This is a genomic window from Lactobacillus sp. M0403, from assembly GCF_016101265.1.
In the GTDB taxonomy this organism is placed as follows: Bacteria; Bacillota; Bacilli; order Lactobacillales; family Lactobacillaceae; genus Lactobacillus; species Lactobacillus apis.
This window is the reverse complement of record NZ_JACFQV010000001.1, coordinates 436,763-449,306: the sequence shown is the minus strand read 5'-3', so window position 1 is coordinate 449,306 and position 12,544 is coordinate 436,763. Positions and strand designations below refer to the sequence as shown.

The following is a 12,544-nucleotide window of genomic DNA, read 5'->3' as shown; positions in this document are numbered from 1 at the left end:
CTGTTTCATGTGAAACACAGAATCACTGTTAAATGTCGAATTGCTAATAAGACTGAATAATCTAGTATTAGTTTTTAGACTTTTTGTGTGAAAATGCTTGAGCAAGCTGAATGGCAGTTGTAACGTAATCTAACACAGTAGTTACTGCTAACGCTATGCTCTTAAAGTTGACGGAATCTTCCAAAACTAGTGGCACCTTAACACCTAACGCAATAAACAAAACAATTATCAATAACTTGGTAGGTTCAATCTTACTGTTATTGCCAGCAAATCGATCTAATAAAGTATGAATTTTTTGAGTTGTTTGAGGTGAAAGCTGCATTTTACTAGTAAGTAGCTTTAAAAAAGTTGGATCTTTAAATATTGGAATTAATCTTTTACTGGATACTTGACCAAGCTTCTTTAGCTGAATTGCAATTTTTTCATTATGTTTAGCACAGAATTGTAGAAAACTTTGAACCTGCTCAAGTCCAGAAAGATTCCATGAATACTTAGTAGAACGCAAAGTATGCCAAAACTGTAAAATTTGATCAGTCGATTGATCAAATAGTTTAAACATTTGCTGTGTCGGTTTTGTATGCAATAAGTTTTGTGACCAGTTTACTAGTTGAGCTTTTAGATGCATAAAAATCGCTCCTTTTTCTAATTATAACAAGGGGAGAAGGTGGAATGGATTTAGATGCTTTGGGAAAATGCTATAAGAATAACTAACAAGCAAATAAAAAGTGCAGTAATGCGTTAAAAGCAGTTCTGCACTTTTTATCTCGTCATTGCAAAATGAAATGCTGATTATTCATAGTTATTAGCTTTTGAAGGTAGAAGCATTAAGATGACAAACCATAGTTGGCCGATGAAAGGAAGGATATTAATCAAAATCCACCAACCGGAGTGGTTAGAGTCGTGTAAACGTCTGAAGCGTAGTGAAAGTGTGGCTAGCCAGACAATAAATGAAATGATTAGAGAACCAGTCTTGGCACTCCAGTCACCCCAAGTATAGATATCTTCAATGGAGTGGCCCAAAATCTGTTGTACCAGTGCCATCAAAATAAACCCTAAAATATAGTTAATAATAACTGGAATCCAATATTCGCCGCGACTAGCAACGCCAGAAAAGTTAAAAATGTTACTCCAGAATTTTTTGTAAGCTTTAATCATTAAGCTCAGCCTCCTTGATTACAGTACTTTACACCATCATTGTAAAACCAAACCGATCTCCGTAGCAAAGAATATGATTTGTTTATACTTTATAAGCATATGTTTTGTTTTAAAAAATGAATCGCTGTAAATTGAAGGTGGATTCTAAAGAAGGGAGATCTTTACAATGGACAATAGTTTATCTGATCCGCTAAAACGTTATCACACTGGTGATTTTTCTAAACAATCACAGGAATATCCAGGTGTACAAAGCAAAATGGATCCAGTACCTGCTGGTGATATGACTGATTACGAAGGGCATGGCTTACTTGAAGGACGCCATGCCATTGTCACTGGTGGTGACTCGGGAATTGGTCGTGCTGTTGCAATTGGCTTTGCTAAAGAAGGTGCCGATGTCGCAATTCAGTATTTGCCTGAAGAAGAAGCTGATGCCAAGGAAGTAGCAGAGTTAATTGAAAAAGCAGGCCAAAAGGCTGTCCTTTTACCAGCTGACTTCCGTAAGCGTGGTGAAGCAGAACAAGTAGTTCAAAAAGCTGTCGATGAATTCGGTAGCTTAGAGCTATTGGTGATGAATTCCGCAATTCAACAGCATGTCTCAAGCTTGGATGAATTGACGATGGATCAAGTCCATGACACTTTTGAAGTTAATATTATTTCAATGTTTGAAATGGCTAAAGCTGCAGTGCCTCATATGAAACCGGGCAGTGTAATCTTAACTTCTACCTCTGTACAGGGCTTTAGTCCAACACCTATTTTGCTTGACTATGCCTCTACAAAGGCTGCGATTGCTAACTTTTCAATTAACTTGGCGCAAGAGTTAGCGCCAAAAGGAATTCGCGTTAATAGTGTAGCTCCCGGTCCAATTTGGACACCGTTACAAACATGTGGCGGTCAACCAACAGATGCGCTTTCAACTTTTGGTCAGGAAGAACCATTGAAGCGTGCAGGTCAACCCGATGAAGTAGCCCATGTTTACATTTTCCTAGCTTCTAATTTGGCTAGTTATGTTACAGGTCAAGTTTACGGCGTAACCGGTGGGCAACCAATTAATTAAAAATATAGCTAAAAAACGTTTCTACATAGCTTAGTGCTTATGTAGAAACGTTTTTGTGTGGTTTGCTTTTTGAATTACCTTTGGGTATATTGGGTAATAATATAATGTAATAAGTTAATAAGGAAAATTCAAATGACTAACAGTATTTTTAAAAAAATTGACCAATTATCGCAGGCTAATGCAGAAATAATTGCCAATGATTGGCATTACGAGGGTGAATATTCTTTTTATGATATGGAAAATGATCAAGAAGATTATGACGAAATAATGTCTCAAGAATTAAGAAGTGATCACTATTATCAGGTTTTAGACGGTGACAATAAATTAGTTGCATTCTTTTGTTTAGAGCCAGATGATCAGGATTCAATGAAAGCTGAGATAGGACTTGGTTTGGCGCCATCTCTAACAGGTCATGGTTTAGGGAAAGAGTTTATAAAGGTTATTGAGGACTATGTGAAGCAAAACTTTGCTTTTAAAACTTATATTTTGTCCGTTGCGGAATTTAATAAGCGTGCAATTAAGGTTTATCAAAAAGCTGGTTACCAAGAAACTGGTTCGGAAAACGTTCATACCAACGGTGGTAGTTACAAATTTATTATTATGACTAAAAGCGTTTAGCTTTTGTCAATTTATTTAGCTAAAAAGAGAGTATGATAATGGAGAAAAAAGTAGAACAATTTTGGCGTACCTTTTGCAAGAAGCATAGCTTGGGAGAGGATACTAAAGTAGATGCGTGGGCATTTGGAGCAAGTAAGGAAGAAGCGAATGAATTAGCAGACTTAGTAAAAAGAGGTATTAAGACTGCAACAACTGCAGCATTTTTCCCAGAAAATGAGATGCCAAGTGTTGGCGACTGGAATATTATCCTTGATTGGAATGGTAATCCCGTTTGCGTGATTCAGGACAAGGTAGTTGAAGTTATTCCATACAATCAGATATCTGCAGAGCATGCATATCATGAAGGTGAAGGAGATCGTAGCTACCAGTATTGGCGTGAAGTTCATGATCAATTTCTTGAAGCGGAATTTACAGAAAGTGGACAGAAGTTTTATCCTCAGGCACCAATGATCTGTGAAGTCTTTGAAAAAGTTGATTAAATTATAGCAAGCTTTACGTAGCATATTGCAATTCAGCTATTTTTACAAACCACTAGTCGATTAGACCAGTGGTTTTTGTCTTAAATAAAACTACATTATTTCCTAGGGAATAATATCCCCAAAGAAATCGTTACAAACTATTAAAGTAATATATCAATCAAATCACAACATAGTTCAGGCTCGTGCATGTATAATATATTAAAAGCAGGTTAATTTTTGATTGGGGGGAAAAAGATGAGTAAACCAATTATCGGCATTGCTGGTTCAGAAATAAGAGATGCAGAAGGGCCATTTTATGGATATAGACGTAGTTACGTTAATGAGGACTATGTTGATTCTGTCGTTCAAAATGGTGGGATTCCTTACATTATCCCCTTTACTGCAAATGATGAGGTTGTTATAGGCCAAATAGAACATGTTCAAGGACTTATTTTATCTGGTGGACATGATATTGATCCACATTTATATGGTGAAGAACTGCAACCAAATATAGGTGAAATTTGGCCAGCACGTGACCATTTTGACATGCTATTGTTAAAAATTGCGGAAGAAAAAGGTCTCCCAATTCTTGGGGTTTGCCGTGGGGCTCAACTAATTAACGTTGCTCACGGTGGTAACTTATATCAAGATGCTGGTTATCGCAAAGAAAAAACTTTAAAGCATAATCAAGGTCATACACCTGATTTACCAACGCATGGCGTTAAGCTTAAAGAAGGTAGTTTACTTGCTCGGACAATAGGTAAAACTGAGTTCTTAGTTAATTCGTTCCATCATCAGTTGATTAAAGATGTTGCACCGGATTTGCGCGAAGTTGCGACTGCAACTGATGGTGTCCCAGAGGGCTTAGAAAACGATCAGGGCAATATTTTGGCAGTTCAGTGGCACCCTGAGATGCTGCATAAAAATCCTAACACGCCTTATATGAATAATCTATTTAAATTTGTTGTTGAAAATGCTAAGTAAGAAAGGCTAACTATCGTGAACACAAGTAAGGATACAGAACGAGCAAATGACAAACTAGGCTTCTGGTCAATTGTTCTTTTAGCAATCAACTCTATTATTGGCTCAGGTATTTTCTTAACACCGGGAAGCGTAGTCAGCCAAGCTGGTAGTAAATCTCTAGTTGTTTATTTAATTGCTGCAATTTTTGCCGCAATTCTGGCGATTTCTTTTTCAGCAGCGGCTAAATATGTGACAAAATCAGGCGCTTCGTATGCCTATTCTAAGGCGGCTTTTGGTGATAACGTTGGCTTTTATGTCGGCATCTTGCGTTACTTTTCTGCCAGCGTGGCGTGGGGCGTAATGGCTGTCGGTGTAATTAAGTCAACCATTTCGATTTTTGGCGGGAATCCTGATAGCGTTATGAACGTTACAATCGGGTTTCTAGTTTTGATGCTGCTAATAACAATTATTAACTTGTTTGGACAAAAATTTGTTAAGTTTGTAATGAATATTGCTACTGCAGGTAAGTTATTCGCTTTGGTTTTAATCATTGTTGCTGGAGTTGTTCTATTACTTACGACAGGAGCTTCACATAATTTACATAATTTGGCGATGGTTGATCAAATTACGCAGAATGGCCATAAGATTGTTCCTACATTGACAACTACAGGTTTTGTAATGGCCATCGTGTCAGCTTTTTACGCTTTTACAGGCTTTGAATCTGTACCTTCAGGTTCAGATGATATGCAAGAGCCCGAAAAAAATCTACCAAGAGCAATACCATTAGCAATTTTTGTTATTGCTGCAATTTATATAGGGGTTGTTGCAGTTGGACTTGTTCTCAATCCGAAAGCTTTGATGACAACTAAGCAGGTTGTGGCAATTAGTGCAATTTTTGACAATGAGATCTTACGGGACGTGATTTTAGTTGGTGCCTTGGTATCGATGCTTGGCATCAATGTTGCTTCCAGCTTCAATGCGCCACGAATTTTAGAGGCAATGGCACGTGAAAAGCAGCTGCCGTCATCATTAACTAAGAGAACGAAAAACAATTTTCCAATTAGGACATTCTTTATTTCTGAAGCGCTAGCGATTTTGGTACCACTGGCATTCCAATATAATATGGTTAACCTAATTACATTAAGTGCAATGGTTAGGTTCTTAGGCTTTATTATTGTGCCACTAGCAGTCATTTGCTTCTATTTTGGCAAAAATAAAGAGCAGGTTTTACCAGCACCAAAAAATGTTTGGACTGATATCGTAATCCCAATATTATCAATTATTGTCGTTATTTTCTTACTAGTTAAATATAATTGGCAAGCACAATTTGGCATTATTAAAAATGGCCAAGTTGTTGGTGTTAACTGGTATGCGATTTTGATGATGGTCTTTGGCTTTATTATCTTGCCACTTTTGATGTTTTTATTCACAAAGAAAAAGAGAAAATAACAAAGAGGCTAGTCACTGCTGAAAAACTGGCTCAAGAATCAATTACTCAATTGAAGCAATGGATTGATAACAAAGTTTATGCTAATATTCCTACTCTTTTAATCGGTAATTTTTAATTTAATGCTGCTATCAAAGTGACTCTCTTATTAATTTGCAAAACACATGGAACAGCTTAAATTGAAGATTAAAATTTTTAAATAAGCTGAAATGAAGCAATTGGGCTAATTGTGAAATTACCTGATAATGAAAAAGAAAAGACTGTTAAACCAGTCTTCCTTTTTGCTGTAAGGTTGTGGCATTATAGCTGTGAGCTTTGTAGAAATTTCATTTAATCTACACTATATTAAGTTTTTGTTATAGTTTAAATCTAAAACACATTTTTATTTTAAATGTTTTGTTTTTTTAATATTTTAATATATACTAAGGCATAACCGAATAGACAGGAACAACTGGTGCCATTGGCTCAGCCTGTTTTATGAAAGTCAGAAATGATTTGGACTATATGAATAATACACATCCACACAATTATCTTTATATGGATGTCAACCTTACAGGAACTTATACCATAGCAGCTCTTTAATCATAATTAACAGAAAGTGTGTTGAGCTTATGTTTGAATCAATAGGATACATAGCTTTTATAATCGCAATGTTTTGCTTTTCGCAAATTTATAAAGATAAACCCTTCTTTAAATTTATGAAACAAAATCGGGGTACTCTCCTGCTTTCCTGCTCGTTACTAATCCTTTTCGGATTTGGAATGGTGCAGGGATTTAGCAACTTATTCCCGCCATTTACCACAATATTATTAGTGTTCATGCTGGTTGGCGCGTTCTATATTTTTAAAGATCGCCAAATAAGCTAGATTAAATTATAATTACTAATTCTATAGCAGTCTTCTCTAACTCAATTAGGGATGATTGCTATTTTTGATATGAAAGAAGATTAGTTTGCAGCTATTAAATCAAGTAGGAGGTTCAACTTAAAATTTAATTCTTTTTGTTTAGATAATTTAGTCATAAAAAAGCCCCAAAAGTTATTCAACTTTTGAGGCTCAGTACACTTTTGCTTATTTAATTAATTATGCTTTTTCTTTAATTGGAAGTAATGAACAATGCTGTAGCAGAACAGAACTGCCATACCAATTCCAGCCATTGTCATGTCAGAACGAGGAGTTCCACCGCCAAAAGTTGTACCTAACCAGTTAACAATTGTTGGTGAAGCGGCACAACCAATATTAACTAGGATTAAGGTAATGGTTGTTGCGAAGTTAACGGAGTTCTTTGGAGCTGCTTCATCAAGCCAGTTAAAGATATAAGGTACGGACAAACCGAAGCCAGCACCTAAAACAATAACGGCTACAACTAACATTGGTAAGTTAACTGCGTAAGCAATTGCCAATAAACCAGCAACTTGTAAGAATAAACCAATTGGTAAAATTAAATCCTTTAATTTCTTCTTTAAAAGACCGTAGCACATTCCAACAGGAATACCAATTAAAGTAACTACACTTGAAACAAAGGCAATTTGACTAACACTAGCAAGTTTTTGGCTTGTAGCAAGTTGTGGTAACTTGAATGACATTGGCATAAAGAAGACATACATAAAGAACATGATAATTGCTATTTCAATTACAGCACCATTAATCTTGTTTTCTTCTTTAGTAGCAGGTTGTGCTTCTGTATCGATGCTTTGTGATTGACTAGGCAATTTAACTACGAAGCCAAATAGCAATAGAATTGGCAAAGCAGCAAAGTAAATTGCAAAAGTAGCGTGCCAACCATTAACAGCTAATAAGCCAACACAGAATGAAAAGATTGCTGCACCGACACTACCCATTGAGTTTTGGAAACCAAGCATTGATGATAGTTCATCGCCTTGGTAAAACTTCGATAATAAACTAACGGCTAATGAGTTGAATAAACCAATACCAGCTCCCAATAAGAAACGAGAGATTAAAATTGTTGTGTATCCCGTTGCGTACATTGGGTATGTTCCAGCTAATAGAGCAATTACTAACCCAGTGATAACAGTGTTTTTAGTACCGATTAGTTTAATTAAAAATGGACTTATGATTAGTCCAATGACTATTCCGATGTTTGGAATTGTACTTAATGTTTCAACAGCAGCCCGTGAAACGCCAGGAAATGACGAGTACATTAGGGGCAATACTGAGGAAATTTGCGGCGCAATCATCAATAATAAGGATATTGATAATAAGGCGACTTTGAACAACCCAGATTTTGGATTAACTTTTTTCATGTTAAGTTCCTCTATTCTCTAACTTTTATTGTATTCGCTAATATTATACTTGCTTTTCGATTGCTAAATAGCGCTTTCAGTCACCTTAATCTGGCGCTGAGGAACCTTCGCGTATTTGTCTGCTGGTTTGACCGTAATTGTTAACCATTGCCCGGTTAAGCGATCTAACACCACTGAAACCATTATTCATGGCAATTGCAGTAAAGGTATTTGTGGTCGTAATAAGCTCTTGGTAGGCTTTTTGTGCACGATAATTTTTGATGTATTCGCCTAGAGTACACCCCATATTTTCGCGAAAAATTCGTTGGAGATATTGACGTGCCAAATGACAAGAATCCGCGATCTCTTGAAGAGAAAAGGGTTCTTGATAGTGCCCTTGGATATAGTCAAGCGCGTTACGCAAATGTCCAGTGATGACTAAATTGTGTGACAGTTGGCTGTTATTTTTACGAGGTTTCAAAAAATACTTAAGTAGTGTTTCAAGAACTTGATAGCTAAGGATAGTTAACTCGATATTTTTAAAATTACTCTCTTTACCCAGCTTAATATCAGTAATTTGCGTAAGAAGATCTTGTAAATGGTGATATTGAGCTACTTGCTGAAGTGATAACTTGCTTAATGGACCAAGCTCAAAAAAATATTGGTCAATTTTAGGAAACACTTGCAAGACCAGAGGATAGGGGAAGAGGAGCGTCAACATTAAATCATCTTTAGTATGGATACGACTACGTACACTATGCACAATTTGAGTATTAACAATTAAGATTTCTCCAGGATGTGTTTGATGATCGACACCGCCAATTATAAAATGGTCAATTTGTCCCCGAATGGTAAAACTCAATTCAATGCTTTGATGCCAATGAGACGGCACCTCGGAATCATTGCGATCGTGGTGGATTTTGATGTGTAACGGTAATTCATCTAGTTGAATTAACTCGTGTTTGTCGCCTGCCATAAGTTCCTCCTAGAAAAAAAGGTTGAACTAAATAGTTCAACCTTTATTTTACAATGAACTAAGCACTAATTGATGTATTTACGGAAAAAGTTAAGTTCATCCAAATTACATTGCTTAGCTAAATCATCTTTTTGATTAACATTAAAGACGTGTCCACGACGATTATCTGGATCACCATAAAAATGAATTTCGTGGTAAATGCCTTTTGCGTGTAAGTAACCAGAAAGCATGTATGCATTGTCACGTAAGAAATCATCTGTACAAGTCATTAAGAAAAGTGGTGGCAAATCTGTAGTTAAAAATTGTTCAGCGTTCAATTGATCATGTTCTGTTAAACGAATTTCTGGACGGAAATATGCTTCTGGTGCACCCGCAATTGAATTAATTTCAGTTAAAAAATATGCACCGCAATTTAAAGCTGCAGCCTTAATTGTTAGGTCAGGAACAGAGTAGCCAAAGTATTTACGATAGTCAGCGTTAGTATAAGCAGCTAAAATTTGCTCACCCATTTGACCACCAGCACTATCACCAACGATAAAGACATTGTCTAAGTCTAATTGATATTTGGCTGCGTTAGCTGGATCTGCTACCCAATGGAAGACGCGGTTAACGTCATCCAATTCACCTGGGTAAACAACATCTGGTGCTAGACGATAATTTGCATTCACCACTGCAAAACCCTCTTTAGCAAGTGCCATGCAGTAAAATTGATAGGTTTCTTTTGTACCGTATACCCAGCCACCACCGTGAATGTTAACAATTACTGGTAGTTTAGCGTCTGTGCGCTTGCTTGGTAAATAGACATCAAGTAATTGATATTTAGGATCTTTACCGTAAGCAATGTCATCAAAGCGCTCTACTTCAGGGATGCTGGTAGGTAAGCCCTCATCACGCTTATCATCACCATCTTTAAAAGCTTTGCGCATCTCATCGACTAATTTTTGATAATTTACTTCTGCCATTTTAATGACTCCTTTTTTGTGAAATCGCTTTATTAAAAACATTGTACTTCATTGAAAGGAAAAAGAAAGACCAAAAAAGCACCTCAAACTGGCAAACAAGGCTTTTTGCTGAAGTGCTTTCAAACATAAATTTAGGTAGAACGTAATTTTTTATTAAAAAGTTTATATATAAACAGTAAATACAAAATAACTTGGAAGGTTAGTTAGCTTTTTTTGCAATAAAAGCTTGATAAGCTTCATCTTCTTTAGTTGGAGTAACTGAAAAATCAGAAAAACTAAGGAAAGGTTGATGTAATTCACCTTCATCTACTTCAATTTCTGCCATTACAGTCGCATTACCAATTAATTCAACCCAATAGCTGTCATCTGTTTGATGAACCTTAGTTTGAACAAATCCACCAGGATTAGTAACAGTAAGTAAGCGCTCAAAAGCGTGTTCTTGCGGTTGAGTTAGGGCAAATACGAGACTTGCGGCAGACATCCCAGTGCCACAGGCATTAGTAAAACCGACGCCGCGCTCATAAGTACGGACAAAAAGATGATCAGAATCAATTACTTGTGCCAGACTAACATTAACACCGTCAGGGAAGTAGGGGTTAGGTCGGTTTAACGCTGCACCCAAAGTTTTTAGAAAATCACTGTGTAACACATCAGCTGAAACTAAGCTGATAAGGTGAGGATTAGGCACAGCGACTGCTGTAAAGGTCAAATCATCATCAAAGGCAGGAACATTTTGGTCGATTAATTCATCAGTACCTAAATTGTTAAATGGTAAGTCTTTTGCTTTAAAGCTGATAGGACTAATTTCTACCCCGACTGCCTTAACATTTTCTGCCCAATCTGGTTGACATGTTACAGCAAGATCGGCTTGATCTGTTTCCACTTTAAAAGATGTTTTGTGGTATTTTTCCGCTAAATAACGACCAACAGTGCGCAAACCATTGCCACACATTGATGCAAACGAACCGTCTGCATTAATTACTTGCATCCTCCCTAGAGCGTCGGGATGGCTGGACTCGCTAATGACTAGTAAACCATCTGCTCCGTCCAAAAAGTTAGTTCGTCTATCCGTTAATTGACGTGCTAAGTTAACTAATTCGGGGTCGGTAAGTGGCTTTTCTAATTGAGTCTGATCTAATAAGAAAAATTGATTTTGTGAACCATGCACTTTTTGCATTTGAATCATGATTTTGCTACTCCTTTAAAAAATTGTTGATAAATTTGGCTAACAGCATTTGCTGCGTCTTCTTTCTTGGTGCCTAACATAATAGAAATACGCGATGCACCCTGATTGATCATGTGAATGGCAATATGCTCTTTGGCTAAAGGGGTAGTGATATTCTTCATTGCGCCAATTTTATTCCGCATCCCTTCGCCAACTACCATAATGATAGCATAATCATCAATCCATTCTAATTGGTCGGGATGAATCACTTTTTGAATTTCACTGCACATTTGCGCGCGCAGTTTTTCAGTAAACTGCCGTTTATCAAAGATAACCGTTAGATCATCTATACCTGAGGGCATGTGTTCGTACGAAATATTGAACTTGTAAAATATTTCTAGTAATTTAAGGGTAAAACCAGTTTCTTTATTAAGCAGATATTTGTGTAAATATAAAGCGGAAAAGTGATTTGAGCTGGCAACACCTGTAATCGTACTTTTAGGATGAAAATCTTTTTCAGGTACAATCATCGTTCCTGGTAATTCAGGGTGATTAGTATTTTTAACATTGATGAAGACCTGGCCTTGAATTGCCGGAATTAACGCTTCGTCGTGGAAAACTGAAAAACCGGCATAAGATAGTTCCCGTAATTCCCGGTAAGTCATAATTTTAATTGGATGAGGGTTAGCAACAATTCTAGGATCCGCGGCATAAATTGCATTTACGTCAGTAAAGTTTTCGTACAAGTCGGCTTTGATTCCTTTTGCCCAGATTGAACCGGTGATATCCGATCCACCACGTGAGAAAGTGGCAATTTTGCCCTGAGTTGTAACACCATAAAATCCCGGAACTACTAGTATTTCTGGCACTTCACGCCATTTAAGTAAATTTTGATAAGTTTCAGGTAGGACTTGAGCGTCGCTGGCAACACTGCTTACCAAAAAACCAGCGTCCTGTGGGTCTAGAAAGCGCGTTGGCAAACCTTGCTCTTGTAAAATTAATGCTAGTAACTGTGCGCAGAGTTTTTCGCCGTGTGCTTTGAAAGCTGCCATTAGGTATTCTGGCTCGTCATTAAAAACTATTGGTAAGTCAACCAACTCTTGGTGCAAGAACGCAAATTTTTGGGGCTCAAGTGCAAAAAAAACGGCAATTTCTTGATACCTCGTCCAAATTTGTTGAATAATTTCAGTAGTGTCTTGTTGCTTCAGTGTTTTTTGGGCATATTCAATTAACAGATCTGTAACTTTTACATCTTCCGCAAATCTTTTTCCTGGTGCGGAAGTGACAATTACTTTTCTGGTTGGGTCAGCATTAATAATATTTAGCACTTTTTGAAATTGTTCACCGCTTGCAAGTGAACTACCACCAAATTTAACAACTTTCATTTTTGCAACACCTACTTAATTAAAATAATTTAAATTCGATAGTAACGCATTTTAACATTTTAATTTTTATCTGCAACTAAAACATAACTGCAGTCATGTTTTCAAAAATAAAGTTAATT

General features: G+C 36.7%; 12 protein-coding genes. 5 read left to right on the top strand and 7 right to left on the bottom strand.

What is annotated here, in order from left to right; genetic code table 11:
- Positions 1 to 67: 67 nt before the first annotated feature.
- Both H3T48_RS01955 and H3T48_RS01950 read right to left on the bottom strand, forming a co-directional pair.
- Complete coding sequence (locus tag H3T48_RS01955; RefSeq protein WP_198188126.1) at positions 68 to 625, bottom strand: hypothetical protein; 558 nt, start codon at positions 623 to 625, stop codon at positions 68 to 70.
- Between the two features lie 164 nt (positions 626 to 789).
- Positions 790 to 1,155, bottom strand: coding sequence for a DUF805 domain-containing protein (locus tag H3T48_RS01950; RefSeq protein ID WP_074426202.1), 366 nt, complete (start codon positions 1,153 to 1,155; stop codon positions 790 to 792).
- 166 nt (positions 1,156 to 1,321) lie between these two features.
- Between H3T48_RS01950 and H3T48_RS01945 the strand changes: the two genes are divergently transcribed.
- The 5 genes from H3T48_RS01945 (at position 1,322) to H3T48_RS01925 (ending at position 5,697) form a co-directional block, all read left to right on the top strand.
- Positions 1,322 to 2,209: an SDR family oxidoreductase gene (locus tag H3T48_RS01945; protein ID WP_198188124.1), complete on the top strand. Its 888-nt coding sequence runs from the start codon at positions 1,322 to 1,324 to the stop codon at positions 2,207 to 2,209.
- A 132-nt stretch (positions 2,210 to 2,341) separates the two neighbouring features.
- Positions 2,342 to 2,827, top strand: a complete 486-nt coding sequence (locus H3T48_RS01940) for a GNAT family N-acetyltransferase (protein ID WP_198188122.1) — start codon at positions 2,342 to 2,344, stop codon at positions 2,825 to 2,827.
- A gap of 38 nt (positions 2,828 to 2,865) precedes the next feature.
- Positions 2,866 to 3,306: an ASCH domain-containing protein gene (locus H3T48_RS01935; protein WP_198188121.1), complete on the top strand. Its 441-nt coding sequence runs from the start codon at positions 2,866 to 2,868 to the stop codon at positions 3,304 to 3,306.
- A gap of 234 nt (positions 3,307 to 3,540) precedes the next feature.
- Complete coding sequence (locus H3T48_RS01930) at positions 3,541 to 4,269, top strand: gamma-glutamyl-gamma-aminobutyrate hydrolase family protein (protein WP_187158233.1); 729 nt, start codon at positions 3,541 to 3,543, stop codon at positions 4,267 to 4,269.
- Positions 4,270 to 4,284: 15 nt separating this feature from the next.
- Positions 4,285 to 5,697, top strand: a complete 1,413-nt coding sequence (locus H3T48_RS01925) for an APC family permease (RefSeq protein WP_198188120.1) — start codon at positions 4,285 to 4,287, stop codon at positions 5,695 to 5,697.
- A gap of 1,076 nt (positions 5,698 to 6,773) precedes the next feature.
- On the opposite strand, the gene H3T48_RS01920 is transcribed toward H3T48_RS01925, so the two are convergent.
- The 5 genes from H3T48_RS01920 to H3T48_RS01900 form a co-directional block, all read right to left on the bottom strand.
- Complete coding sequence (locus H3T48_RS01920) at positions 6,774 to 7,958, bottom strand: MFS transporter (protein WP_198188119.1); 1,185 nt, start codon at positions 7,956 to 7,958, stop codon at positions 6,774 to 6,776.
- 85 nt (positions 7,959 to 8,043) lie between these two features.
- The gene (locus H3T48_RS01915) at positions 8,044 to 8,913 is read right to left on the bottom strand and encodes an AraC family transcriptional regulator (RefSeq protein ID WP_198188115.1); all 870 of its coding nucleotides are present in this window, start codon (positions 8,911 to 8,913) and stop codon (positions 8,044 to 8,046) included.
- Positions 8,914 to 8,978: 65 nt separating this feature from the next.
- Positions 8,979 to 9,875, bottom strand: a complete 897-nt coding sequence (locus tag H3T48_RS01910) for an alpha/beta hydrolase (protein WP_198188113.1) — start codon at positions 9,873 to 9,875, stop codon at positions 8,979 to 8,981.
- A 199-nt stretch (positions 9,876 to 10,074) separates the two neighbouring features.
- On the bottom strand, positions 10,075 to 11,061 hold the full coding sequence (dapF, locus tag H3T48_RS01905) for a diaminopimelate epimerase (RefSeq protein ID WP_198188111.1): 987 nt from the start codon (positions 11,059 to 11,061) through the stop codon (positions 10,075 to 10,077).
- Positions 11,058 to 12,425 carry an aspartate kinase gene (locus H3T48_RS01900; RefSeq protein WP_198188109.1) on the bottom strand — a complete coding sequence of 456 codons (1,368 nt, stop codon included), beginning with the start codon at positions 12,423 to 12,425 and terminating at the stop codon, positions 11,058 to 11,060. Before H3T48_RS01900 ends, dapF begins: the two co-directional genes overlap by 4 nt.
- Positions 12,426 to 12,544 lie beyond the last annotated feature (119 nt).